The organism is Pseudomonas sp. CFBP 8772 (assembly GCF_014841665.1).
Taxonomy (GTDB): Bacteria; Pseudomonadota; Gammaproteobacteria; order Pseudomonadales; family Pseudomonadaceae; genus Aquipseudomonas; species Aquipseudomonas graminis_B.
The window spans coordinates 208,233-232,069 of sequence record NZ_JACYUI010000006.1; the positions used below are offsets into that span (position 1 = coordinate 208,233).

Annotated in this window: 24 protein-coding genes and 1 pseudogene; 7 read left to right on the top strand and 18 right to left on the bottom strand. The window is 59.0% G+C overall.

The features are described from left to right. Window positions 1-6: 6 nt before the first annotated feature. Window positions 7-969: a 23S rRNA pseudouridine(1911/1915/1917) synthase RluD gene (rluD, locus tag IFT99_RS14635; protein WP_065987655.1), complete on the bottom strand. Its 963-nt coding sequence runs from the start codon at window positions 967-969 to the stop codon at window positions 7-9. A gap of 151 nt (window positions 970-1,120) precedes the next feature. Between rluD and IFT99_RS14640 the strand changes: the two genes are divergently transcribed. From IFT99_RS14640 to IFT99_RS14665, 6 genes and pseudogenes are all read left to right on the top strand, one after another. Continuing rightward, the gene (locus IFT99_RS14640; RefSeq protein WP_065987656.1) at window positions 1,121-2,143 is read left to right on the top strand and encodes an outer membrane protein assembly factor BamD; all 1,023 of its coding nucleotides are present in this window, start codon (window positions 1,121-1,123) and stop codon (window positions 2,141-2,143) included. Window positions 2,144-2,295: 152 nt separating this feature from the next. Beyond that, window positions 2,296-2,535, top strand: a complete 240-nt coding sequence (locus IFT99_RS14645; protein WP_065987657.1) for a PP0621 family protein — start codon at window positions 2,296-2,298, stop codon at window positions 2,533-2,535. Further along, complete coding sequence (locus tag IFT99_RS14650) at window positions 2,525-4,117, top strand: ATP-binding protein (RefSeq protein WP_192133135.1); 1,593 nt, start codon at window positions 2,525-2,527, stop codon at window positions 4,115-4,117. Before IFT99_RS14645 ends, IFT99_RS14650 begins: the two co-directional genes overlap by 11 nt. Window positions 4,118-4,119: 2 nt before the next feature. After that, the gene (locus tag IFT99_RS14655) at window positions 4,120-5,460 is read left to right on the top strand and encodes a sigma-54-dependent transcriptional regulator (RefSeq protein ID WP_192133137.1); all 1,341 of its coding nucleotides are present in this window, start codon (window positions 4,120-4,122) and stop codon (window positions 5,458-5,460) included. 76 nt (window positions 5,461-5,536) lie between these two features. Further along, a complete protein-coding gene (locus IFT99_RS14660; RefSeq protein WP_192133138.1) occupies window positions 5,537-6,106 on the top strand; it encodes a nucleotidyltransferase domain-containing protein in 570 nt (189 codons plus the stop codon). Further along, window positions 6,102-6,564 (top strand): annotated as a pseudogene (locus tag IFT99_RS14665) (hypothetical protein). The gene IFT99_RS14660 and the pseudogene IFT99_RS14665 overlap by 5 nt, the downstream one beginning before the upstream one ends. Here the strand turns inward: IFT99_RS14665 and thiO are convergent. From thiO to pilV (IFT99_RS14720), 11 genes are all read right to left on the bottom strand, one after another. After that, a complete protein-coding gene (thiO, locus tag IFT99_RS14670) occupies window positions 6,534-7,637 on the bottom strand; it encodes a glycine oxidase ThiO (protein WP_192133284.1) in 1,104 nt (367 codons plus the stop codon). The pseudogene IFT99_RS14665 and the gene thiO sit on opposite strands and share 31 nt — an antisense overlap. A gap of 30 nt (window positions 7,638-7,667) precedes the next feature. Beyond that, window positions 7,668-8,057 (bottom strand): type IV pilin protein, encoded by a 390-nt coding sequence (locus IFT99_RS14675; protein WP_192133286.1) that lies wholly within the window; start codon window positions 8,055-8,057, stop codon window positions 7,668-7,670. Window positions 8,058-8,071: 14 nt separating this feature from the next. Then, window positions 8,072-11,164 (bottom strand): pilus assembly protein, encoded by a 3,093-nt coding sequence (locus tag IFT99_RS14680; RefSeq protein ID WP_192133140.1) that lies wholly within the window; start codon window positions 11,162-11,164, stop codon window positions 8,072-8,074. Next, window positions 11,151-11,606: a pilus assembly PilX family protein gene (locus IFT99_RS14685; protein WP_192133142.1), complete on the bottom strand. Its 456-nt coding sequence runs from the start codon at window positions 11,604-11,606 to the stop codon at window positions 11,151-11,153. The genes IFT99_RS14680 and IFT99_RS14685 overlap by 14 nt, the downstream gene beginning before the upstream one ends. Before the next feature lie 65 nt (window positions 11,607-11,671). Then, the gene (locus IFT99_RS14690; RefSeq protein WP_192133144.1) at window positions 11,672-12,364 is read right to left on the bottom strand and encodes a PilW family protein; all 693 of its coding nucleotides are present in this window, start codon (window positions 12,362-12,364) and stop codon (window positions 11,672-11,674) included. Further along, a complete protein-coding gene (gene pilV / locus IFT99_RS14695; RefSeq protein ID WP_192133147.1) occupies window positions 12,361-12,831 on the bottom strand; it encodes a type IV pilus modification protein PilV in 471 nt (156 codons plus the stop codon). The genes IFT99_RS14690 and pilV (IFT99_RS14695) overlap by 4 nt, the downstream gene beginning before the upstream one ends. Continuing rightward, window positions 12,831-13,313 carry a GspH/FimT family pseudopilin gene (locus IFT99_RS14700; protein WP_192133149.1) on the bottom strand — a complete coding sequence of 161 codons (483 nt, stop codon included), beginning with the start codon at window positions 13,311-13,313 and terminating at the stop codon, window positions 12,831-12,833. Before IFT99_RS14700 ends, pilV (IFT99_RS14695) begins: the two co-directional genes overlap by 1 nt. A gap of 125 nt (window positions 13,314-13,438) precedes the next feature. After that, a complete protein-coding gene (locus tag IFT99_RS14705) occupies window positions 13,439-13,861 on the bottom strand; it encodes a type IV pilin protein (RefSeq protein ID WP_192133151.1) in 423 nt (140 codons plus the stop codon). Next, complete coding sequence (locus IFT99_RS14710; protein ID WP_342214622.1) at window positions 13,858-14,322, bottom strand: pilus assembly PilX family protein; 465 nt, start codon at window positions 14,320-14,322, stop codon at window positions 13,858-13,860. Before IFT99_RS14710 ends, IFT99_RS14705 begins: the two co-directional genes overlap by 4 nt. 31 nt (window positions 14,323-14,353) lie before the next feature. Beyond that, window positions 14,354-15,055 carry a PilW family protein gene (locus IFT99_RS14715; RefSeq protein ID WP_192133155.1) on the bottom strand — a complete coding sequence of 234 codons (702 nt, stop codon included), beginning with the start codon at window positions 15,053-15,055 and terminating at the stop codon, window positions 14,354-14,356. Continuing rightward, window positions 15,052-15,492: a type IV pilus modification protein PilV gene (gene pilV / locus IFT99_RS14720; protein WP_244656981.1), complete on the bottom strand. Its 441-nt coding sequence runs from the start codon at window positions 15,490-15,492 to the stop codon at window positions 15,052-15,054. The genes IFT99_RS14715 and pilV (IFT99_RS14720) overlap by 4 nt, the downstream gene beginning before the upstream one ends. A gap of 183 nt (window positions 15,493-15,675) precedes the next feature. Here pilV (IFT99_RS14720) and IFT99_RS14725 point away from each other — a divergent pair, with 183 nt between their 5' ends. Next, window positions 15,676-16,179 carry a GspH/FimT family pseudopilin gene (locus IFT99_RS14725; RefSeq protein ID WP_192133158.1) on the top strand — a complete coding sequence of 168 codons (504 nt, stop codon included), beginning with the start codon at window positions 15,676-15,678 and terminating at the stop codon, window positions 16,177-16,179. A gap of 21 nt (window positions 16,180-16,200) precedes the next feature. On the opposite strand, the gene ispH is transcribed toward IFT99_RS14725, so the two are convergent. The 6 genes from ispH to murJ form a co-directional block, all read right to left on the bottom strand. Beyond that, window positions 16,201-17,148, bottom strand: a complete 948-nt coding sequence (gene ispH, locus IFT99_RS14730; RefSeq protein WP_122535361.1) for a 4-hydroxy-3-methylbut-2-enyl diphosphate reductase — start codon at window positions 17,146-17,148, stop codon at window positions 16,201-16,203. An 82-nt stretch (window positions 17,149-17,230) separates the two neighbouring features. Beyond that, entirely contained in the window at window positions 17,231-17,683 is a 453-nt protein-coding gene (gene fkpB / locus IFT99_RS14735) for an FKBP-type peptidyl-prolyl cis-trans isomerase (RefSeq protein WP_065987706.1), read from the bottom strand. A 7-nt stretch (window positions 17,684-17,690) separates the two neighbouring features. Further along, window positions 17,691-18,203, bottom strand: a complete 513-nt coding sequence (lspA, locus tag IFT99_RS14740) for a signal peptidase II (RefSeq protein WP_192133160.1) — start codon at window positions 18,201-18,203, stop codon at window positions 17,691-17,693. Then, the gene (gene ileS / locus IFT99_RS14745) at window positions 18,196-21,027 is read right to left on the bottom strand and encodes an isoleucine--tRNA ligase (RefSeq protein ID WP_192133162.1); all 2,832 of its coding nucleotides are present in this window, start codon (window positions 21,025-21,027) and stop codon (window positions 18,196-18,198) included. Before ileS ends, lspA begins: the two co-directional genes overlap by 8 nt. Before the next feature lies 1 nt (window position 21,028). Further along, complete coding sequence (gene ribF, locus IFT99_RS14750; protein WP_192133164.1) at window positions 21,029-21,976, bottom strand: bifunctional riboflavin kinase/FAD synthetase; 948 nt, start codon at window positions 21,974-21,976, stop codon at window positions 21,029-21,031. A gap of 118 nt (window positions 21,977-22,094) precedes the next feature. After that, window positions 22,095-23,639: a murein biosynthesis integral membrane protein MurJ gene (murJ, locus tag IFT99_RS14755; RefSeq protein WP_192133288.1), complete on the bottom strand. Its 1,545-nt coding sequence runs from the start codon at window positions 23,637-23,639 to the stop codon at window positions 22,095-22,097. Window positions 23,640-23,837 lie beyond the last annotated feature (198 nt).

Consider the following 23,837-nt stretch of genomic DNA (forward strand, 5'->3'; position numbering starts at 1 on the left):
GCTCAGTCATCCGATGAACGCTTCGCGGTCTTGCTTGAGCAGGGTCAGCAGCCAGACAAAGTCGTCCGGCAGCGGCGATTCCCAGCTCATGCGCTTACCGGTCGTCGGATGATCCAGTTCAAGGAAACGCGCATGCAGCGCCTGACGCGGGAAGTGTTTCAGCGATTCGACCATGGTGACACTGGCTGCAGGCGGAATACGGAAACGACCGCCGTAGGCAGGATCGCCGACCAGCGGGAAGTTGATGTGGGCCATGTGTACGCGGATCTGGTGGGTGCGCCCGGTTTCCAGCTTCACCCGCACGTGGGTGTGCGAACGGAAACGCTCCAGAACCCGGTAGTGGCTGACCGCAGGCTTGCCGCCTTCCATGACCGCCATGCGCTGACGCTGCTGGCCATGACGACCGATGGGTGCGTTGATCTTGCCACCCGAGGTCACCACGCCGATGACGATGCACTCATAGATGCGGCTGACGCTGCGATTCTGCAGCTGGGTGACCAGTTGCGTCTGCGCCTGGATGGTCTTGGCGACCACCATCAGACCGGTGGTGTCCTTGTCCAGGCGGTGCACGATGCCGGCACGCGGGACATTGATGATGTCCGGCACGTGATGCAGCAAGGCGTTGAGCAGGGTGCCGTCGGCATGACCTGCTGCCGGATGCACCACCAGACCGGACGGCTTGTTGATCACCAGGATCTGGTCGTCTTCGTAGACGATATCGAGCTCGATGTCCTGCGCGATCCACTCGCCCTGGGCTTCCTGCTCGGCTTTGAGGAGCAGAACGGCGCCGCCATGCACGATGTCACGCGGGCGCAAAGCGCCGCCATCCACAGTCAGGCGGCCGTCTTTGATCCAGGCGGAAAGGCGCGAGCGCGAGTGCTCTGCGAATAGTTGGGCGGCGACTTGGTCGAGGCGTTGACCGCCCAATTCGGACGGCACCTCTGCGCGGAGTTCTATGATCTCAGACATGCTCAAACTAGGAGGTGGCACTGGCCTTTGGTTTCGGCTGTGCGCTTGTGGTTAAATACGGCGTCTTTTGTCCCGGGGGTTCCACGGGGCGCCCATCATAACAGGACGGTCCTGCGCAAGACAGCAGGCCGTTATAGGGACGCAAGCCGCCATGCAAGTGAAACACCTGCTGCTGATAGCCATCCTCGGACTTACTGTTGCCTGTTCTTCGAAGAAAGAAGTCATCGACGAAAACCTCAGTGAAGTCGAGCTGTACCAGCAGGCGCAGGCCGATCTGGACAACAACAGCTATAACAGCGCCACCGAGAAGCTCAAGGCGCTGGAGTCGCGTTATCCGTTCGGTCGCTATGCTGACCAGGCGCAACTCGAGCTGATCTACGCCAACTACAAGAATGGCGAGCCCGAGGCTGCCAAGTCGGCGGCCGAGCGTTTCATTCGTCTGCACCCGCAACACCCGAACGTCGACTACGCCTATTACCTCAAGGGCCTGACCTCGTTCGACCAGGACGTCGGCATCATTGCCCGCTTCCTGCCGCTGGATCAGACCAAGCGTGACCCGGGCGCTGCTCGCGATTCGTACAACGAGTTCGCCCAGCTGACCAGCCGCTACCCGAACAGCCGCTACGCCCCTGACGCCAAGCAGCGCATGATTTACCTGCGCAACCTGCTGGCGGCCTACGAGATTCACGTTGCCGACTACTACCTGACCCGTCAGGCTTACGTCGCAGCGGCCAACCGCGGTCGTTACGTTGTCGAAAACTTCCAGGAAACCCCATCGGTCGGTGACGGCCTGGCGGTCATGGTCGAGGCTTATCAGCGTCTGCACCTGGACGACCTGGCTGAAACCAGCCTGGAAGTCCTGAAAACCAACTATCCGGATCACCCGCAGCTGGTAGATGGCAAGTTCGAAGCGCGCACGGCAGAAGCCGACAACCGCTCCTGGCTGTCCAAGGCGACCCTGGGTCTGATTGAAAGCCGTCCGCCGCTGCCGCCAGGACAAACCCGCGCCAATCAGGACGTGATCAAGCAGTATCAGGACGCCAAGGAAGCCATCCCTGCCGAACTGTTGCCTGAGAACCAGTCGGCTGACGAAGAGAAGAAAAACGATGACGACGACGGCACGCCGAAAAGCCGCTCGATCTTCAGCTACATGACCTTTGGCCTGTTCGACTGATTCAGTCCCTGCAAAACGTCAGCTAAAAGAGGCCCTTCGGGGCCTTTTTTCATGCCCGACCATTTTCCGACAGCATCCGGCGATGGAGATGACTGTGCGCCCGACATCCGCTTGGCTACACTGCGCGCTCTTCACTTCATAAGCTGACAGACATGATTCGCTTGATTATGTGGCTCGCCCTGATTGTGGCGGTCGTCTGGTTTTTCAAACGCCTGGTCAAAGGGCCTGCCCCACGCCCGAAGCCCGCAACGCCGGAACTCGACGCAGCGCCCATGGTGCGTTGCGCGCAATGTGGCGTGCATGTCCCTCGCGATCGCGCGCTGAGCCAGAACCAGCAATGGTATTGCACCGAAGCGCACCGTTTGCAGGGCCCCGCTGCACGTGACCGCTGACAGCCTGTCGCTGGCGACGCCTCAGGCCCAACGCATCCTGCGGCTGTATCACCTCTATCGTCTGAGCATCGGCGTGCTGCTGGTGCTGCTGATCTCCAGCAGCCTGGATGCCGAACTGCTGGAGCTGGCCGACATCGAGCTGTTCCGCATCGGCTGTTGGCTGTATCTGGTCTTCAACATCCTTGTCGTGGTGCTGCTCGAACGCCCGAGCCGCCAGGGGCAACTGTTCTCCCTCGCCATGGCCGACACGCTGATGCTGGCGGCGCTGTTCTACGCCGGGGGCGGTGCACCGAGCGGCATTGGCAACCTGATTATCGCCTCGGTGGCAATCAGCAATGTGCTCCTGCGCAAGCGAACCGGCCTGCTGATTGCCGCGCTGTCAGCCATCGGCATCATCTATCTGACCTTCTACATCAGCTATCACAAGCCTTCAGCGGCCAATCATTTCGTGCAGGCCGGCTCGCTGGGTGCCCTGTGCTTTGCGGCGGCCCTGCTGGTCCAGGCCCTGTCACGCCGCTTGCAGCTCAGTGAAGACATCGCCGAACGTCGCGCCGCTGACGTCGACAACCTTGAAGAACTCAACGCGCTGATCCTGCAGCGCATGCGCACCGGCATTCTGGTGCTCGACGAGGACCACAAAGTACTGCTCGCCAACCAGAGCGCGCTGAATTTACTGGGCCACGAGCGCTTGCTGGGCGAAATCGTCGACGCCTATTCGCCGCAACTGGTCGAGCGCCTGGGTCAATGGATGACCAACCCGTCGATGGCCCCGCGCAGCATCACCACTTCGGCCATTGGTCCGGTGCTGCGTCCGGGTTTCATCCCACTGGCACGCGGCAGTCATCGCCACACGTTGGTATTTCTCGATGACCTGTCGCAGATTTCCCAACAGGCCCAGCAGCTCAAACTGGCCGCGCTGGGCAGACTGACCGCCGGTATTGCCCACGAGATCCGCAACCCGCTGGGCGCCATCAGTCATGCCGCGCAACTGCTGCTGGAATCGGAGGAACTGACCGCGCCGGACCGGCGTCTCAATCAGATCATTCACGATCAATCGCGGCGGATGAATCTGGTGATCGAGAACGTTCTGCAGCTGTCTCGTCGACGTCAGACCGAACCCCAGCTGCTCGATCTCAAGCAATGGCTGGAGGCGTTCGTCGTTAACCTTCGGGATGAGCTGACGGCGGGTCAAAGCGTGCATATGGACATCGGCGCAGGCGTGCTCAGTACGCAGATGGACGCCGAACAATTGCAGCAGGTGATGAGCAATCTGGTGCAAAACGGTTTGCGCTACAGCGGCCAGCTCCACGAACACGCGCAAGTTTGGCTAAGGTTGTTTCAAGCCCCGTACAGCGAACTGCCGACGCTGGACGTCCTCGACGACGGACCGGGTGTTGCCGAAGAGCATCTGGCGAAAATCTTCGAACCCTTCTTCACCACCGAAAGCAAAGGAACCGGCCTGGGCCTGTATCTCTCGCGCGAGTTGTGCGAAAGCAATCAGGCGAGCCTCAATTACATTCCACGGGAAGGTGGCGGAAGCTGCATGCGAATGACCTTCGCCCATCCGTTCAAGCTGAGCTGAACATGAGCCAACGGCAAAAGATCCTGATCGTCGACGATGAGCCGGACATTCGCGAGCTGCTGGAAATCACGCTCGGTCGGATGAAACTGGACACCCGCAGTGCGCGCAACGTCAAGGAAGCGCAAGAGTGGCTGGCCCGCGAGCCGTTCGACCTGTGCCTGACCGACATGCGCTTGCCCGATGGCAACGGCCTGGAGTTGGTGCAACACATTCAGAAACGCCACAACCAGGTACCGGTGGCGATGATCACCGCCCATGGCAGCCTCGACACGGCGATCCATGCACTGAAAGCCGGCGCGTTCGATTTCCTGACCAAGCCGGTCGACCTGACACGCTTGCGTGAGTTGGTGTCCAGCGCCCTGCGCCTGCGCACCGCGCCTGCCGAAGAAAACCGCATTGACCATCGCCTGCTGGGCAGCTCCCCGCCGATGCAGGCGCTGCGCAAGCAGATCGCCAAACTGGCGCGCAGCCAGGCGCCGATCTACATCAGCGGCGAATCGGGCAGCGGCAAAGAACTGGTCGCCCGGCTTATTCATGAGCAAGGCCCGCGCGCCGAGCAGCCGTTTGTGCCGGTCAATTGTGGCGCGATCCCTTCAGAGCTGATGGAAAGCGAATTTTTCGGACATCGCAAAGGCAGCTTCACCGGCGCCCACGAAGACAAGCCCGGGCTGTTTCAGGTCGCCCACGGCGGCACCCTGTTTCTCGATGAAGTGGCTGATCTGCCGCTGGCGATGCAGGTGAAACTGCTCCGCGCGATCCAGGAAAAGTCCGTTCGCGCCATCGGCGGTCAGCAGGAGCAAGTGGTGGATGTTCGCGTGCTGTGCGCGACCCACAAGGACCTTAATCAGGAAGTGGCTGCCGGGCGTTTCCGGCAGGATTTGTATTACCGACTGAACGTCATCGAGCTGCGCGTGCCGCCGTTGCGCGAACGTCGCGAAGACATCGAAGAGATCGCCAACAGCGTACTGCGCCGCCTGACCGAGTCCGCCGGTGAGCCAGCGACCGTCCTACCGCCCCATGCGCTGGCGGCCCTCAAGGGCTATCGCTTCCCCGGCAACGTGCGCGAGCTGGAAAACATGCTTGAGCGGGCATACACGCTGTGCGAAGACGATCAGATCGACACCGCGGACCTGCGCCTGGCCGAGCCATCACGCCCCGCCGAGGAGAACGGCCCGAGCCTGGCCAACATTGATAACCTGGAAGACTACCTGGAAAGCATCGAGCGCAAACTGATCCTGCAGGCGCTGGAGGAAACCCGCTGGAATCGCACGGCGGCAGCGCAGCGTTTGAATTTGACGTTCAGGTCGATGCGTTATCGGTTGAAGAAGTTGGGATTGGAGTGATGGATTACGCCGCGCTGGACAGGTCCCAAAAAGGGACCTATCGTTCCCTTTTTGGGACTTATCTAGACAGATCCCTATGAACATCGGCGACGCGCTCTTCACCACGACTCAGCAACGAGTGCTGGGCCTGCTCTTCGGCAATCCGGAGCGGAGCTTCTATACCAACGAAATCAGTCGCTGGGTCCAGGTCGGCAAAGGCAGCACAACTCGTGAGCTGGAGAAATTGCACTCAGCAGGTTTGCTGACCGCAACCCGGCAGGGCAACCAAATCCATTATCAGGCGAATCCTGAAAGTCCGGTGTACCCCGAACTGACTGGCCTTGTGCGCAAAACATTCGGCATCGCCGATCACCTTCGAGTGGAGTTGCTGCCTTTCGCAGACCAGATTCAGCGAGCGTTTATCTACGGCTCGGTTGCGAAAGGGACCGCCAACACATCCAGCGACCTAGATCTGATGCTGATCGGTGAAGGCGTCAGCTACAGCGAAGTGATGGAGCGTATGATCCCGCTCGAAGAGATGCTGGGCAGGCCCATCAACCCAACGCTCTACACGCCGTCAGACTGGAAAGCGAAGCTCGCCACCGGCAACAGCTTCGTGACCCGCGTGGCAGAGCAGGAAAAGATCGACATCATCGGAAGCGATTAGGGAGAACCCACGGAATGGGCAACGAGCTTCGGCGAACTTGGTACGTACCGGCGGATTGAAAGCCGAGCCTGCTAACAAGAACGAATATCGGACTGGTCCGCTCGGCCCTTGATAGGCTGTTGGACGCTCATAATTCCGCTCTTTCATACGCCAGCCGTTTTGATCTGGCCTATAACGCTGCACACGCAATGGCGCTGTCGGCACTGCGCCTGAAAGGATACCGGTCGGACCGCCGCTATCTTGTGTTTCAGTGCCTTCCACATACGCTGAATCTGGATAAAGTGCGGGTACGGCTCTTTGCGCTTTGCCACGAGCGCAGAAACCTCGCTGAGTACGAAGGCTACATGGATATCGATGACGCGTTGCTCGCGGAGCTACTCACGAGTACCGAAGCACTTCGAGGGCTACTGGCGTCGGAGATGGCCGCTCATGGTTTCAGTCTCCCCTCTGGCGCATAAGGCGCTTCATCAATAATCGGCACTTCCCCGACCAGCAAATCCGTCAGCAACTGACACGACGCCGGCGCCAGCACAAGGCCATTGCGGTAGTGCCCGCAGTTCAGCCACAGGCCTTGATGATTTGGCACCGGCCCGATGAATGGAATGCCGTCAGGCGACCCCGGTCGCAACCCCGCCCAGTGCCCGACCACGTGCGCATCCGCCAGCGCGGGGATCAATTCGATCGCCGAAGCTTTCAAGCTTTCCAGAGCATTTTCAGTGGGGGTCTTATCAAAGCCTTCGTGTTCGAGCGTACTACCGATGAGAATATGCCCGTCACGCCGGGGGATGGCATAACGGCCCTTGGCGAGGATCATGCTCGGCAGAAAGTCGGCGGCGCATTTGTAGAGAATCATCTGCCCTTTGACCGGCTCAACGGGCAGCGCCAGCCCCAACTTGCCGAGCAGAACACCGCTCCATGCACCGGCGGCCAGCACCACGCTGTCGCCGAGCACATCGCCCCCGTCCGTCGTGACACCCAGGACGCGATCACCTTCGCGCACAAAGTCGATGACCTGGCAGTGCTCGCGAATGACCACATTGGGCAACGCCAATAACGCAGCCTTCAGTGACTTGACCAGACGCGGGTTGCGGACGTTGGCGACATCGGCCATGTAGACCGCTCGCGAATAGCCGCCGCCCATGACCGGCACGGCGTCGTAGACCGCAGAAATATCCACCGACGTCAGCGGACGATTCACACGCGCTGCCCATTCGAGCGCCTCTGCTTCGTCGTCGAGATCCAGCCAGTAAAGGCCGGTCTTGTGCACTTGCGGATCTATGCCGGTCAGTGCCAGCAAGCGCTCGGCGAGCTGTGGATAAAAATCCTGCGACCAGTGCGAGAGTGCCGTTACGGCGGGGCTGTAGCGCCATGGGTAGAGCGGAGACACAATGCCGCCGCCGGCCCATGAGGATTCCTGGCCGACTTCCGATCGGTCGATCAGCGTTACGCTTCGGACTTTGGAGGCGAGGTTGAAGGCGGTCAGAAGGCCGATGACGCCGCCGCCGATGATGACTATGTCTTGATTTAGCACAACGGCCACGGCCTGTTCATCTGCATGGATTCAACGGCCCCAACAGTCTTTGTTCGACAGGCCGGTGGAGTTGGTGCGCGCGCCGGTATTGGTGATCTGGAAGGTGCCGCACTTGTCGCCGTTCATCATGGAGTTGGCTATGGGTGTAGCCGTCAAGGTGAAGGTCGCATCGGCGGGCACCACTGCAACGGTGTACCAAGCATTCGAGACCGTCACCGTCGCGTCTTTATAGCTACCGGTCTTGGTGAAGTAACGCTCCAATACCTGGCTCTGCTCCATCAAAATCCCAGCAATCTCGGTACGGTGAGTGCGCCTCACATATTCCGTATAACTGGGGTAGGCGATCGCCGCGAGAATACCCACAATCGCCACCACGATCATCAGTTCTATGAGGGTGAATCCTTTCGATTTACTGCCCATCATTTTTTCTTTCCTCATCTGATCTGTCGCCACATGATGCGTCGGTTTGACACCCCGCCCAAATCAGTGATGGTTTGAGGGGTACCTAAACCGCCCAAAGGAATCGCTTGATTGCCGTTCTCTTTATCAAGCGTAACGGCTGCGTTAGGCACGCCACCGCTTATCAGGATACCGCTTGAATTAGCGTCAGCACTGTTGACCTGCCCATCACCGTTTGTATCCAGAACCGGATAGCTAAGCATCCGCCCGCTTAACGCATCAAGTTCAACGTATCTACCCGATCCAGAGCTTGAACATGGATCACCTGTGTCGACGATAGCCGTGGTAAATCGAACCCGGCCGAACGCGAGTGTCGCCGGATAGATAACACGCTCCCCCGTCGCGACGGTGTTATAAATCAACGGAAGGTAGAAGCCTTTCTTGGCTGCATAATTCACATCATTTTGGGTAGTGGTAAAAAACTGCCCAGAAGCTCCGCTTGAGACCCCATTTATAGCCTGCGCTACAAGGTCGCTTTCGCGATAGTTGGCACTCGTCCCGTCATTGTCCCAGACCGCATAAAACGCTTGAGTCGCGGTCGTGGTCTTGTCCGCGGTTTCGAGCAATTTGCCCGTGCCAAAATAAACCATCTTGCCGCCGTTCGGATTATTTCCCACGACCGGCTGAGCAGTGATCGGCTGATTCGCCCCTCCTGAGGCAGTGAACAGTGGACTTCCACCCAGCCCTACTTTCCAGGTGGATGCGGTTTGCCCCGTGAAGTCAAACTTCCACATCTGACCCTTCAAATCACCGCCATAAGCGTACTGAACAACACTCTGTGCATTGACGCGTAACTTGACTGAGGACAATCCATTGTTGCCTGAGTTATCGACGGCGATCTCTCTTATCAGAGCCCCATTGCTGACATCAACGACAAAGAGTGACGCCACGCCATTGGTGCTGCCATAGCCATTAGAGATGAATGCTGCCCATCGGCCGTCTGGCAGTTGAGCCACCTCCGGTTTGGCATACGCGTAACCCATGTTGGCAAAACCTGTGCTAACGCTGCTGATGTCCCAAAGCGCTTTAACCGTATTAGAAGCACCGGCATTAAACAGCTGCAGCGCATAAAATCCCTTGCCACCGGAGCCCGTCCCCCCGATGGCTAGAGTTTTCCAGGACGAAGCAAACTGGACATCTACGACGGAAATTTGCCCATCCACCAAAAATTTGTGAGATACGCCGTTGATGTAGTTAGGGTCAGCGACGTAATGCAGGTTCGCGAGAACGGTGGATGGCATGTACCCATAAAGCCTGTTACCCGTGGACGGGTCGATCACGTTGACCAACCCATCATTGGCGTTGACTACGAGGGAGGGATTCATTGAGTTTGATTTGATATCCAAATACGTGGAATAGCTATTATCAGAGGCAGGGTCCGACGCTGGGTTGTCCGTAGGTGAGGCGTACGTCAAGGGCGAGTTGATCACATCACCGAGCAACACCGTACGCGTTTTCAATCCTGTCTTGTTCGTCCCTTTACTCCATTGCACTAAATCCAGCCCAGAAATCCCAAGCGGCAGATTGGCGTTGAGCACGGTCTGTTGGGGCAATGAAAAGCTTGGAAAGGACAACGGAATAACGGCATTGGTCAGGGAGTTCCAGGACTCGTAAGTAGCAGTAATGCCCGGAACAATTTGTTTGTCGGTGGACCAGATAGGCGATGCGGTGTTTACGCTTCCATCAGCCAAAATTGCCGAAGCCTTGATTGTGCCCCGCCAGTCAGTCGGATCGTATTGCGTCTGGAAATAAACCGATGAGCTCGACAGTGTGGATGAATTCGACGCTACACCTCCCCCGGTTCCTGCGCGGGAGGTGATGTCGTTCAGAGCCGCGGATAACGCAGCATTGAGACCCGCGCTGTCCGTCGCCTGGTAATAAGTACCCTTACCGTAAGTGGCCGCGTCCGAGAGCATTACATTGGCTGCTGTAAATCCTACTGTGTAGGTGAACATGTTCTGTTTGGTGAAATCTGCAGCGTCCCAGCTCTTGCCGGCGGCATCGGTTCCGCTCGCTCTCATATCGATGTCGTAGGCGAATTTCGCGATATCGTCCAGATAAAGGGTGTCACCCTCCCCATCGCCATTGAGGTTATCACCGTCGTTGTTCTTGCCGTCCCAGTTGGGCAAGCTTGCACCGCCCAGCGGATCATTCGTGGGGAAGGTTCGATCGTAGGTCGGCAGACCGTCGGTAATCACGACGCCATAGTTTCGCTGACAACGGTACTGAATCGGGCTGGTGTAGGTCGAAGGCGTCGTATTGTAATAGGGCGTCATTCCGCGAAAGTAGCGGGTCACTTCGTAATACGTTTCAGCCAGTGGCGTGTTGGCGATTGCCGCAAGGCCGTTGATGGACGAGATCAGCGAGTTGTAGTTGGCATTGGCTTGCGCGGTAGTTGTAGCGGTCGTCTGGGACAGATCGCTGATCGCCCTTGCGATGTTGCCGCCAGGCCCGGCGTTTCCGCTCGTAGGGGGATTGAAGGTGGCCAGGCCAATTCGCAGATTTCGATTGCTGGCCACCAGCGCGGCAGACACCGTGCGCGCGACACTGATTCTGTAATCGTCGGGAATCGAATCATCCGTGTAGTCTTTTTTGGACAACGACGTGGCGTAAAGCAAGTAGCTGATGTAAGCAGTGGTGTACCGGGTATTCCCGTTGCCCACCGGGTCGGGGAGTTTGAGACAGACGCGGGTGCGTGTGGTGAACTTGTAGAAACCGTCATACCCATTATCGCAGCCGCCGGCACGCAGGTTTCCCACAAAAAAGTTGGTGTCCGTCATATCCATTGCAGTGACATTACTGCAGTTGAAATCCGAATTGCAGCTGTAAACTTGAACCGGATCCGCGTTGGGATCGAACCCCGAGGCCCAGATGATACTGTTCATACTCCCGGAGTCATCCACCAGCAGCATGACGTTCGGCGTCACCGACCCTACGGTCAACAAAGGGGAGTCAGAGGGTACGAAAGCAGCGAATGCGGTGGCCGAGCCATAAAGGCCAAGCAGTGCGCCCATCATCAGCTTGCACAGATAAAGCCTTGCCCTGCGGCACCACTCAACGTTTGGCATAAATACTTTCCACTACAGTTCGTGAGTTACCAGAGATGCCAACGCCTGTGATGCGATAAAGCGTCCACGACTTACTTTCATCCCACCCCACAGAATTGATGTTAACCGGGTCCTTGGTTGTGGCGATTTTCTGGACAGCCCACAAACCTCCCGTCATGCCTGTCGTCGCGAACCAGGTCACTCCCGAGGTACTGTTGGCACCCGGTCCCGTTACGCTTGTAGCTTCCGGAGGTGGAGCACATTTTATGCATGTCGCCAGCTTGTAATTACTGGCCTGAACTGCAGACTCCCCCATACGCGCAGCCGCCTCCGCAATCTGAAAGGACTCGTTGCGGAACTTGACGCTGCCGGACATCTTTTCCTGAAGCGTAGCGTTCTGCATTGATGAAATCCCGATCAACGTCAGCAGCAACAGAAACACCAGACTGACGATAAGCGCCATTCCGCGCTCGCGGGCCCGGGTACGTTGTACACCTCTGTGTCTGGTTACATTCAAGATGGCAACACCTAGTAGAGACGGTTGCGTAAAGCGGTCATAACGCTGAACTTCTGGTTTTTAACTCGACCTGTTGCGTCCTGCAGTTCCAGGGTCAGCCTGACGCTACGCACCGTAGCCATGCTGGCGGGCGTCGCGGTGTACGCTGTAACCGTTGTGTCCGACGCCGTATTGGCAGTACCAAACATCACCGAGAAGTCATTCACGTTATTGACGATGACAGCCCCCCCAAGAAGTAACTGCTTATTCGCAAACTGGTAGACGAGTTGGCGTATTGGAAATGCTAATTCGGTGGCGGCAGGGATGGCCGTTCCGGTCCGAGCGGTCGCTCCTGACTTGCAATCGGAGACAACGGTCCAGGTCGGAACACCGCCATTATTTCCCACGTCGGCTGTTACCAGCGTCAATTTCGACGTTGCGTTATCCCACCGGACCGGCGTCATTTGCGCAGCGGCGAAGTCACTGTTGGCGCTTGAGTCTTTGACCGTCGCCAGACAGCCAAACATCCCGACCATGCGTATTTCCTGCGCCATCTTGGTGAGGATGAATCGTGCATCTTCTTGCATGACCGCCGAGGCGTTCTGTGACAGATAAGTGTTCTTGGCTGAAATGAAAATCTGAATAACGCCCGCCACTATGAGCAGGCCCAGTAACAGCGAGATCATGATCTCGATCAGGCCGAAGCCTCTGGCGCGGTGCTTCATTGCGTCACCTTCGCGTCTATCGCCACACGACTTGTAACTTTGAAGGTCTGCAAGGCAGTTGCCGTGTTGGTGGCCCGGGCATCACTCCAGATCACAGTAATGGTGACCAACCGCTTATTTGCCGAATCCACCGCAATCGTCCCATCGCCGGTAACGGGGTCGAGCACTTGAATATTGTTCTTGAAATCGTAAAGGTCCTGCGTGCGCGGCGTATTCAAATCGCCGGCAGCAGGCGCTGCTGCCAGAGCAGCCAGCCTATAGTCAGCATCAGGATTGGCACGTATGCGATCCATCATGTCGTACGCAATAAAGCTGGCCTGGCTGCTGAGCCTTGAACTGTCGGTGTATTTCAGCGCATTCAACTGGAGCGCTGCCGCACCCAACAGCCCAATGGCTAGAACAAGCAGGGCAACCAGCACCTCAATCAGCGTCGTGCCCTGTTGCCTGGCATCAATTCTGGCGTTCATCAGCAACCGCCCAACACGATACGGCCGCTCAGGCATATGTTGATCACGCGGGTGATGGTGCCGCGTGTGTAGGTGATGCTTACGGCAGCAGCCGCCGTCGGCACCGGTGCGGCCAACCCCCCCAGGTTGTTGAAGTCGATCGCAGTAGGATTTCCGCTCACTGCAAGCACTGATGCAGAGTCCATCGCTGGCAAAACTCGCAGAATGGGAATCGGCGCCGTTGCCGCAGGATCAATGGCACTCAGCTGAGTATTCCAGGCAGCACCCGCCACCGATGGCGTTACACGGATGACAGTGCCGCTGTTTATAGCCTGTTGGCGGGCGTAATTAAGGAAACGCTGAAAGTCGCTTACTTCCGTGTCGGCCTTGGTGTTCTGAATAGCAGAGGTGAAACTTGGAATGGCGATCGCGGCGAGGATGCCGACCAACGTGATGGTCACCAGCAACTCGACCAGCGTAAAACCCCGACACCGTTTGGGCATTTAATCTCTCCTTAATGGAGAAACTATATAGCAACCGGTTGTTTCAATATTTGCCGGGGGGATGTGTGGCTGTTTTCGGCGGACGAACGCCCTGACGCGCGGCGCCGTAGCCGATCCAGGTCATTTCAGCGCCCCCAACACCCCGCCACACTGGCAGCCCCCGACATCCCGAGATTGTCGCGCTTGCCAGTGTTTTCCAGCACAAAATTCCCACACGCATCGCCCGCCATCATTCCTCCGCCAACCGGCGAAGCGGTCAGCGTGAACGTCCGCTCCTTGCGCTCAGCCCCTATCCGATAAAACGCATTCCCCAACGACACCTCATGACTAAACGCCGGAGGCCCGCTGACGTCCGAGTACTGCCCTGCCCGTGAATGAAACCGCTCAAGCTTCTGCGCCTCTTCAACCAGCACCCCGGCGATCTCCGAGCGGCGGGTTTTCCGGGTGTATTCGCTGTATTGCGGATACGCGACGGCGGCGAGAATCGCGACGATGGCGATGGCAATCAGCAGCTCGATCAGGGTGAAACCCGCGGATGGTCTGTTCATTGCCGCTGCCGCCACATCACGCGACGCTCCTCGGTGTGAATGCTTTCGATCACGGTGCGTGAGTCGCCCTCAATGCCGATGGCCGTCACGCGGTACAGGATCCGAAACTGACCGTCTCCGCCACCGGGCGGCTGATCGGTTTGGCCGACATGCTGAATGCCGTAAAAACCACCGCGCGTCGCGACCCAATCCACACCCGACGCCCCGCCCGTTCCGCTTTTGGAAAGTGTCAGCGCTTCAGGCGGAGGCAAACATCTCGCTGGCGACGAACAGGCCAGCAGTGAAAACCCGGATGACAGGATGTTTGATTCAGCAATGCGCAGCGCTGTCTCGGCGGACTGAAACGACGCATCACGCCGCTTGAGCGTGCCCGCCACTTTTTCCTGGAGGGTGGCGTTCTGCATCGACGATGTCGCCAAGAGGGTCAGCAACAGCAGGAACACCAGGCTGACGATCAACACCGCGCCACGTTGTGGATTCATATTCATGTGATCACCCCAGCCGGTTACGGAGGGCGGCAACGACCTCGATGGTCTGTTCCTGCGCCCGATCTGCGGGGTCGAACAATGTCAGGGTCAGCCGTACACTGCGGATCAACGAGGGTTCGGCGGTGGCCGCGTACCGCGCAACGGAGCGGTCATTGATCGAACCGGCAACGCCGAACAGCACGCTGAACGCGCGCACGTTGCTGACCAGGGGCTGGCCATTCAGCGACAGCTCATTGCGGGCCTTGTTGAAGCGATACACCTGCTTGTGAATGGGCATCGCGGTCTCATGTCCGGCGAGCCGGGGCGCCCGGCCGTTGGAGTACGCGGTGGCGGATGACACGCAGTCGGTGTGTATGACCCAGGTCGACCAGCCTCCACCCTCCCCGGTTCCGGCGGTGGCGAGGCTCAGTGTCTGCGAGCTGGCGTCCCAGTGGATCGGCGCTTCAAACGCTTTGGAAAAGCCATTGCCGACGCTGGCGTCGTCGACTTTCCCCAAACAGCCGAACATGCCCACTAGCCGCACTTCCTGGACCATTTTGCTGAGCACGAATCGCGCGTCTTCCTGCAGGCTGGCGGACGATGTCTGACTGGCATAGCTGCTCTTTGAGCTGATGAATATCTGCGCCAAGGCCAGCGACATCACCAATCCCAACACCAGCGCCAGCATAACTTCGACGAGGCCAAAGCCTTTCTCCAAAGGCCTCATGGTCGTGCGCCCCGCTCGGCAGATACATCTGCGGTCAACGTCAGCGTCTGCTTCTGTGCGGCCTCTTGGCTGGCGCGGGAATCGTCCCACTTCAATGTGACGGTCACGCTCGATCCCGCCACCGCAATGGATGCCTCGGCATCGTCACCGACCGCGCGTTTCAACTGCGTCGCGAAGTCGTACAGGTCTTGCTGGCGTGGAACGGCGACACTGCCGGACGATGGCGCCTGACTCAGCGAAGCCAGCGCATAACTGGTGCCCGGATTGGCGCGGATTCGCTCAAGAAGATCATGGGCGATGAAACTGACGTGCATGCTGCGCATCGAGCTGTCGGTATACTTCAGCGCGTTGAGCTGCAGCATCGCCACACCCAATATGCCAACGCTGAAGATCAGCAGCGCAACCAGCACTTCGATCAATGTCATCCCTGATTGCATCGCCTTTCCTGCCATCGCCCACCTCTGCCGTCCGCTGTGCAGGCACCAGTGAAGTCGATGCGCAGCGGTTTGCCCGAAGGATGTGTAACGGCGGCTTGCAGACATACCGGCTGACAATCGAACCGGTTGTCAGCGCAACGGAGCAGGTGTTTGCTTGAGCGCCGAACTCAACGGAAGACGCTCGTGAAACAGCAAGGATTGACGCTGATTGAACTGCTGGCAGGGTTGGTGATTGTGGGTATCGTCGCGACGCTCGCTATCCCCGCCTTCGGCCAGTTGATCGACTCACAACGACGTCAGGACACGGCTCAGCAACTGGCCAGCGGGCTGCGAATGGCTCGCACAGAGGCGATTCTGCGCAGTCAGCCGGTGGTGATACAGGCCCTTGAAAAGGACTGGAGCCGAGGCTGGAACGTGTTCGTCGACAGCAACCGCAACCAGCTCAGAGACGAGGGGGAGCTGTCGCTGGCCGAGTTCGCCAGCCACCGTAACGTCAGGGTGGTGGGCAACAGCAAAGTGGCCGTGCGCATTGGTTTCGATAATACGGGGCGGCTGCTGAACAACGCCAACGGGACACTGGCGGTGTGCCTCAGAGACACACCTGCCAGCCACTACCAGTTGGTGATTGCGGTGACCGGCAGGGTCACGCTGCGATCCGAGGGATTCAGCAGCGAGCCCTGCGCATGATGCGGTTACGGAATGACCGGATTACAGCAGCGACTTGACGCGCAATTCCTTGGGCATCGAGAAGGTGATGTTTTCCTCGCGCCCGGCCAGCTCGTCTTCGCCGGTCGCGCCCCAGGCGTGCAGCTGCTGGATCACGCCACGCACCAGCACCTCGGGCGCCGAAGCACCGGCGGTAATGCCGATGCGGCCCACGCCGTCGAACCAGCTGCGCTGCATGTCTTCGGCACCATCGATCAGATAGGCAGGGGTCGACATGCGTTCAGCCAGTTCACGAAGGCGATTGGAGTTGGAGCTGTTCGGGCTGCCCACCACCAGCACCACGTCGCACTCGTCAGCCAGGACCTTGACCGCATCCTGACGGTTTTGCGTGGCGTAACAGATGTCGTCCTTGCGCGGGCCACCAATGGCCGGGAATCGTGTGCGCAGGGCGTCGATGACCCGGCTGGTGTCGTCCATCGACAGCGTCGTCTGGGTCACGAAGGCAAGGTTCTCAGGATTGCTCACCTGCAGGTTGGCGACGTCTGCTTCGTCTTCGACCAGATAAATCGCGCCGCCATTGCTGGCGTCGTACTGCCCCATCGTCCCCTCGACCTCAGGGTGGCCGGCGTGACCGATGAGGATGCACTCGCGGCCGTCGCGGCTGTAGCGCGCGACCTCGATATGCACTTTGGTCACCAGCGGACAGGTGGCGTCGAACACCTTAAGGCCGCGCCCTGCCGCCTCGGTGCGCACCGCCTGCGACACGCCGTGGGCGCTGAAGATCACGATGACGTCATCCGGCACCTGCTCGAGCTCTTCGACGAAGATCGCGCCACGGCTGCGCAGGTCTTCGACGACGAATTTGTTATGAACCACTTCATGGCGCACGTAGATCGGCGGGCCAAACACTTCCAGCGCGCGATTGACGATTTCGATCGCACGGTCCACCCCGGCGCAGAAGCCACGTGGGTTGGCGAGTTTGATTTGCATGATGTGCCTCGTGTCTACGCGCAATGAAACATATAAACGAAAAGGCCCCGACCAGTGCCGGGGCCAGGCGCTCTGGCGATGCTCAGAGTGCCTTCACCTCGAAAATTTCCACTTCGAAGGTCAACGTCTTGCCCGCCAGCGGATGGTTGAAATCGACGGTGACCTGATCATCGTCCATCGATTTCACCACGCCCGGCAGCTCGGTGTTCGCCGCATCGTTGAAGATCACCAGCAGCCCTTCCGACAGCTCCATATTCTGGAACTGCGAACGGGGCATGACCTGCAGATTTTGCGGGTTAGGCTGACCGAAAGCGTTTTCCGGCGGCACTTGAAGCGTGCGTTTATCACCGGCTTTGAAGCCAAAGATCAGCGCCTCAAAGCCCGGAAGCAGGCTGCCATCGCCGACCTTGAAGGTCGCCGGCGCCTTGTCGAACGTGCTGTCGACGGTGTCGCCGTTTTCCAGGTGCAGCGCGAAATGCAGGGTGACTTCCGTGTTCTGACCGATGCGTGTTTCCTGAGTAGCCTGTTCGGTCATCAACTGATCAGTCATTGACGGTCTCTCCGGTTTTCTTGCTCTTGAACATGTCCAGAGCCAGCATGATCGCGCCAACGGTAATGGCGCTGTCCGCAACATTGAAGGCCGGGAAGCCGTGTTCTTTCCAATGCACGAATATGAAGTCTATGACATGGCCGATGAAGATTCGGTCATACAGATTGCCGAGCGCCCCGCCCAATATCAGGGCAAGGGCAATCGCCAGCCAGGTTTCTTCGCGCCCGAGCCGCTTGAGCCAGACCACCAGCACCCCACTCACCACGACCGCGATCAGCGCAAACAACCAGCGCTGCCAGCCGGAACTGTCGGCCAGGAAGCTGAAAGCAGCCCCGGTGTTGTAGGCCAGCATCCAGCTGAAGTAGTCAGGAAGGATGACGATCTGCTCGTACAACTCCAGGCGGTTTTCGAAGTAGAACTTGCTGGCCTGGTCAATGACCACCACCAGCACGCTCAACCACAACCAACCCAGTCGGCCCATACGGCCAGCCGATGCATTAGGCATAGTGACGAGCCTCGCCTGCGCCGCTGATGTTGTCGACGCAACGACCGCAGATTTCCGGATGCTCCGGATTGACCCCGACGTCCTCGCGGTGATGCCAGCAGCGCGCGCACTTGGCGTGGCCGGATTTGACGACCTTGAGTTTCAAACCAGCCACTTCGGTGACCACCGCATCGGCAGGCGCGCTGACGAAAGGCGCGACGCTGGCCGTTGAGGTGATCAGCACAAAGCGCAACTCATTGCTCAGCTTGGACAGATCCGCCACCAGCGCGTCTTCGGCGTACAGCGTGACTTCGGCTTGCAAGTTGCCGCCAATGGCTTTGGCCGCGCGCAGGTTTTCCATTTCCTTGTTGACCGCCACCTTCACCGCCATGATCCGCTCCCAGTAGGCGCGATCAAGCTCGAAGCCTTTAGGCAGTTCGCTCAGCTCGGTATACCAGGTGTTGAGCATGACCGACTCGTTACGCTCGCCCGGCAAGTACTGCCACAGCTCATCGGCGGTAAACGCCAGGATCGGTGCGATCCAGCGAACCAGCGCTTCGGAGATGTGGAACAGCGCAGTCTGGCAAGAGCGGCGCGCCGTGCTGTTGGCACCGGTGGTGTACTGGCGATCCTTGATGATGTCCAGATAGAAGCCACCCAATTCCTGAACGCAGAAGTTGTGCACCTTCGAGTAGACGTTCCAGAAACGGTACTCGCCGTAATGCTCTTCCAGCTCACGTTGCAGCAGCAGCGCACGATCCACCGCCCAGCGGTCCAGCGCCAGCATCTGTTCGGCTGGCAGCAAGTCGGTGGACGGGTTGAAGCCGGTCAGGTTCGAGAGCAGGAAACGTGCGGTGTTGCGGATACGACGGTACGCATCGGCGCTGCGCTGCAGAATGGTGTTGGAAACGGCCATTTCGCCGGAGTAATCGGTCGCCGAAACCCACAGGCGCATGATGTCCGCGCCCAGTGTGTCGTTGACGGTCTGCGGCGCAATGACGTTGCCCAGCGACTTGGACATCTTGCGGCCGTTCTCGTCCACGGTGAAACCGTGGGTGAGCAATTCACGGTACGGCGCGTGATTATCGATGGCGCAACCGGTCAGCAGCGACGAGTGGAACCAGCCGCGGTGCTGGTCCGAGCCTTCGAGGTAAAGGTCGGCGCGTGGACCGCTTTCGTGGCCCATCGGGTGGGAGCCGCGAAGGACGTGCCAGTGCGTGGTGCCGGAATCGAACCAGACGTCCAGAGTGTCGGAGATCTTGTCGTAGTGCGGCGCTTCGTCACCCAGCAGCTCGGCAGCGTCCATCTTGAACCAGGCTTCGATGCCTTCCTGCTCGACACGCTGAGCGACTTCTTCCATCAGCTCAACGGTACGCGGGTGCAGCTCGCCGCTTTCCTTGTTCAGGAAAAACGGGATCGGCACGCCCCAGTTGCGCTGACGGGAGATGCACCAGTCAGGACGGTTGGCGATCATCGAGTGCAGGCGCGCCTGCCCCCATGCCGGGACGAATTTGGTTTCTTCGATAGCCTTCACGGCGCGGTTGCGCAGGGTGTCACCCGACGTCGGCTGCTTGTCCATGCCGACGAACCACTGCGCGGTGGCGCGGTAGATCAGCGGCGTCTTGTGGCGCCAGCAGTGCATGTAGCTGTGGGTGATGGTTTCGGTGTGCAGCAACGCGCCGACTTCGGTCAGCTTGTCGATGATTGGCTGGTTGGCCTTGAAGATGAACTGGCCACCGAAGAACTCCAGCGACGGGCTGTAAACACCGTTGCTCTGCACCGGACTGATGATGTCGTCGTTGGTCAGGCCGTAGCTTTTGCAGATCACGAAGTCGTCGACGCCATAGGCCGGCGAGCAGTGTACAACACCGGTGCCCGCGCCCAGCTCGACATAGTCGGCCAGATAGATGGGCGAAAGACGATCGTAGAACGGATGACGGAAATTGATCAGCTCGAGCGCCGAACCTTCGGCCGTCGCCAGCACCGAACCTTCAAGGTTCCATCGCTTCAGGCAGGACTCAACCAGCTCTTCAGCCAGCACCAGCAGGCGCTCGCCGGTATCGACCAGTGCGTAGGTGAATTCCGGGTGAACGTTGAGCGCCTGGTTTGCCGGGATGGTCCACGGGGTGGTGGTCCAGATCACGATGGCAGCAGGTTTGCCCAGACTTGGCAGACCGAAGGCGGCAGCCAGCTTGTCGGCATCGGCCACCGGGAAGGCGACGTCGATGGTGGACGATTTCTTGTCCTGATATTCAACTTCCGCTTCAGCCAATGCAGAGCCGCAATCGAAACACCAGTTGACCGGCTTCAGGCCCTTGAAGACAAAGCCGTTCTTGACCATCTCAGCCAACGCGCGGATTTCACCGGCTTCGTTGGCGAAGTCCATGGTGCGGTACGGGTTGTCCCAGTCGCCCAGCACACCCAGACGGATGAACTCGGCTTTCTGCCCTTCGATCTGCTCGGCCGCGTAGGCACGGCACAGTTCCCGGGTCTTGTCCGCAGGCAGATTCTTGCCGTGGGTGACTTCGACCTTGTGCTCGATCGGCAGACCGTGGCAATCCCAGCCCGGGACATAAGGCGCGTCGAAGCCGGAAAGGGTCTTCGAGCGAACGATCATGTCCTTGAGAATCTTGTTGACCGCATGACCGATGTGGATATTGCCGTTGGCGTACGGAGGCCCGTCGTGCAGCACGAACTTGGGCCGATCCTTGCCAATTTCGCGCAGCTTCTGGTACAGGCCAATGCTGTCCCAGCGCTGCAGAGTTTGCGGCTCGCGCTGGGGCAGGCCGGCCTTCATCGGGAAGGCGGTGTCCGGAAGATTAAGCGTGGCTTTGTAGTCGGTCATTTCAGGCTCTAAAGTTTAGCGGTTGGTCGTGCCAGTGGGCACGAGCGGCAGCGACATCCGCATCGATCGCCGTCTTGAGCGCCTCAAGGGAGGCAAAGCGCTGCTCATCACGCAGCTTGTGGTGGAATACCACCGTCAAACGCCGGCCATAGATATCGCCGGTAAAATCCAGAAGATGAATCTCCAGATGGGGACGTCCATCGCCCGCCACGCTGGGACGCACGCCAATGTTGGCGACGCCCGGCCATACCTTGCCATCGATCTGCGCGCTGACCAGGTAGACACCGGTCAATGGCACGCGACGACGTTTGAGTTGCACGTTGGCCGTGGGCGTACCCAACTGACGCGCCAGTTTCTGTCCATGCAGTACGCGGCCAGAGATTTCGAACGGGCGGCCCAGTAAATGCTGGGCCAGGGTGAAGTCTGCGGCGGCAAGCGCCGTGCGCACCTTGGTGCTGCTCACACGGACGCCATCGATTTCGACGGTCTGCGCCGCTTCGACGGTGAAGCCCTTTTCGGCGCCGACTTTTTGCAGGAAATCGAAATCGCCCACTCGGTCACAGCCAAAACGGAAGTCGTCACCCACCTCCAGGTGTTTCACACCCAGGCCATCGATCAGCACGGTGTCGACAAACTCGGATGCACTGAGCTTGCTGAAGCGCTGATTGAAGGCCAGACACAACACCAGATCAACGCCCTCGCCAGCCAGCAGATCGAGCTTGTCGCGCAGCCGGGCCAGACGGGCCGGCGCAGTGTCGGGAGCGAAGAACTCACGCGGTTGCGGTTCGAAAATCACTACACAGCTGGGCAGGCCCAGCTCGACGGCGCGTTCACGCAGTCTCGCCAGGATAGCCTGATGACCACGGTGTACACCGTCGAAATTGCCAATAGTGGCGACGCAGCCCCGGTGCTGCGGGCGCAGATTGTGAAGGCCTCGAACCAGCTGCATAACGCGCTTCTTGCTCATAAAGTGGCCGATTATAACCACACACCGCCGTCAACGACAGGCGACACATCCGGGCAAACCACAACAATCGACGTTAACCGGCAGAAAACGACGACTGATCCTACAGGATCGCCTTGCGAGCGAAATGCCTGACCCGGAAACCCAGCAACAGCAAAGTGCCGAAATACGTCACGACACCTGCCAGTACCAGCGCGCCGAGGCGCAGGAATCGCTGCAGCATCTCGCCGTCTGACCAAGCGGGCATCACATGCATCAGGCCCAGCAGCACGGCGGACATCGCCACCACCGCGATAATCAGCTTGCCCAGGAACATCGGCCAACCCGGCTGCGGCTGAAACAGGTCCTGCTTGCGCAACTGCCAGAACAGCAGCGACGCATTGAGGCAAGCCCCGACACTGATCGCGAGCGCTAAACCGGCGTGTGCCAGATGGATGACATAGACGAAAAGCACATTGAACACCTGAGTCACTATGAGGGTGAAGATCGCGATTTTCACCGGCGTGCGGATATTTTGTTGAGCATAAAAGCCCGGCGCGAGCACCTTGATCACGATGATGCCCAGCAGCCCCACCGAGTACGCGACCAGCGCCCGCTGGGTCATCGCGGCATCTTCGCCGTCGAACTTGCCGTACTGGAATAGCGAAACTGTTAGCGGCTCGGCAAGCAGCCCGAGCGCCAGGGTGCACGGCAGCACCAACAGGAAACACAAGCGCAGGCCCCAGTCGAGAATCCGCGAATATTCATGGCGATCCCGGCTGGCGTAGGTTTTCGAGAGAATCGGCAGCAGAATCGTCCCCAACGCCACGCCGAGCACCCCGGAAGGCAGTTCCATCAGGCGGTCGGCGTAATACATCCAAGACACGGAACCTGCGACAAGAAACGAGGCGAATATGGTGTTGATGATCAGCGAAATCTGACTGACGGACACCCCAAGCATGGCCGGCAGCATCTGCTTCATCACCCGCCAGACACCGGTGTCGCGCAGGTTGAGTCGCGGCAGCACCAGCATGCCGATCTTTTTCAGATGCGGCAGCTGATAAAGAAGCTGCAGCAAACCGCCCGCCAGCACAGCCCAGCCCAGCGCCATCACGGGCGGGTGGAAATAGGGCGTCAGGAACAGGGCGAAGAAGATCATCGCCAGATTGAGCAGCGTCGGCACGAACGCCGGTACGGAGAAGCGATTCCACGTGTTGAGGATCGCGCCGGCCAGTGATGACAGAGAAATGAGCAATATATAAGGAAAGGTCACCCGCAGCAGGTCCGAGGTCAGCTGGAACTTCTCCGGCGTATCGGCAAAACCCGGCGCGGTGGCCCAGATGACCCACGGGGCAAATACGACGCCCAGCACCGTGACGATCGCCAGGGCCAAGGTCAGCAGGCCGGTGACATACGCGACAAATGTGCGGGTTGCCTCTTCGCCCTGTTGGCTCTTGTATTCCGCCAGGATGGGAACGAAGGCCTGGGAAAAAGCGCCCTCGGCAAAGATCCGGCGCAGCAGATTGGGCAGCTTGAAGGCGATAAAGAAGGCGTCAGTGGCCATGCCGGCACCGAAAGCGCGCGCGATGATGGTGTCGCGGACAAAGCCCAGCACCCGCGAAAGCATCGTAATAGAGCTCACGGCGGCAAGCGATTTGAGTAGATTCATCGAAAGGTTATACGCCTGACCAAAGGAAGCGCCAAAGCGCGTTCCATATATGCGATACTCCGCGCCGCAAAACAGCTCAGAGCCAAAGCCCGCGAGTTTACAGGTCGCACGCCGGAAAGAAATCACCTCGGCACCACACTGCGACCACTCAGCGGAAAGCATCAACTGCCCTTGACAAGTGTCAAACTCATCGGCATG

What these genes read in the sequence shown, in the direction of transcription:
- IFT99_RS14645 (WP_065987657.1), top strand. Translation starts at nt 2,296, where the DNA reads ATGATTCGCTTGATTATGTGGCTCGCCCTGATTGTGGCGGTCGTCTGG.
- ileS (WP_192133162.1), bottom strand. Translation starts at nt 21,027, where the DNA reads ATGACCGACTACAAAGCCACGCTTAATCTTCCGGACACCGCCTTCCCG.
- IFT99_RS14655 (WP_192133137.1), top strand. Translation starts at nt 4,120, where the DNA reads ATGAGCCAACGGCAAAAGATCCTGATCGTCGACGATGAGCCGGACATT.
- rluD (WP_065987655.1), bottom strand. Translation starts at nt 969, where the DNA reads ATGTCTGAGATCATAGAACTCCGCGCAGAGGTGCCGTCCGAATTGGGC.
- IFT99_RS14715 (WP_192133155.1), bottom strand. Translation starts at nt 15,055, where the DNA reads ATGAGGCCTTTGGAGAAAGGCTTTGGCCTCGTCGAAGTTATGCTGGCG.
- lspA (WP_192133160.1), bottom strand. Translation starts at nt 18,203, where the DNA reads ATGCCTAATGCATCGGCTGGCCGTATGGGCCGACTGGGTTGGTTGTGG.
- IFT99_RS14685 (WP_192133142.1), bottom strand. Translation starts at nt 11,606, where the DNA reads ATGGCGCTTATCGTCAGTCTGGTGTTTCTGTTGCTGCTGACGTTGATC.
- fkpB (WP_065987706.1), bottom strand. Translation starts at nt 17,683, where the DNA reads ATGACCGAACAGGCTACTCAGGAAACACGCATCGGTCAGAACACGGAA.
- pilV (WP_244656981.1), bottom strand. Translation starts at nt 15,492, where the DNA reads ATGCAATCAGGGATGACATTGATCGAAGTGCTGGTTGCGCTGCTGATC.
- pilV (WP_192133147.1), bottom strand. Translation starts at nt 12,831, where the DNA reads ATGAACGCCAGAATTGATGCCAGGCAACAGGGCACGACGCTGATTGAG.
- IFT99_RS14705 (WP_192133151.1), bottom strand. Translation starts at nt 13,861, where the DNA reads ATGAACAGACCATCCGCGGGTTTCACCCTGATCGAGCTGCTGATTGCC.
- IFT99_RS14700 (WP_192133149.1), bottom strand. Translation starts at nt 13,313, where the DNA reads ATGCCCAAACGGTGTCGGGGTTTTACGCTGGTCGAGTTGCTGGTGACC.
- IFT99_RS14660 (WP_192133138.1), top strand. Translation starts at nt 5,537, where the DNA reads ATGAACATCGGCGACGCGCTCTTCACCACGACTCAGCAACGAGTGCTG.
- murJ (WP_192133288.1), bottom strand. Translation starts at nt 23,639, where the DNA reads ATGAATCTACTCAAATCGCTTGCCGCCGTGAGCTCTATTACGATGCTT.
- IFT99_RS14675 (WP_192133286.1), bottom strand. Translation starts at nt 8,057, where the DNA reads ATGGGCAGTAAATCGAAAGGATTCACCCTCATAGAACTGATGATCGTG.
- IFT99_RS14640 (WP_065987656.1), top strand. Translation starts at nt 1,121, where the DNA reads ATGCAAGTGAAACACCTGCTGCTGATAGCCATCCTCGGACTTACTGTT.
- IFT99_RS14680 (WP_192133140.1), bottom strand. Translation starts at nt 11,164, where the DNA reads ATGCCAAACGTTGAGTGGTGCCGCAGGGCAAGGCTTTATCTGTGCAAG.
- ribF (WP_192133164.1), bottom strand. Translation starts at nt 21,976, where the DNA reads ATGCAGCTGGTTCGAGGCCTTCACAATCTGCGCCCGCAGCACCGGGGC.
- IFT99_RS14690 (WP_192133144.1), bottom strand. Translation starts at nt 12,364, where the DNA reads ATGAAGCACCGCGCCAGAGGCTTCGGCCTGATCGAGATCATGATCTCG.
- ispH (WP_122535361.1), bottom strand. Translation starts at nt 17,148, where the DNA reads ATGCAAATCAAACTCGCCAACCCACGTGGCTTCTGCGCCGGGGTGGAC.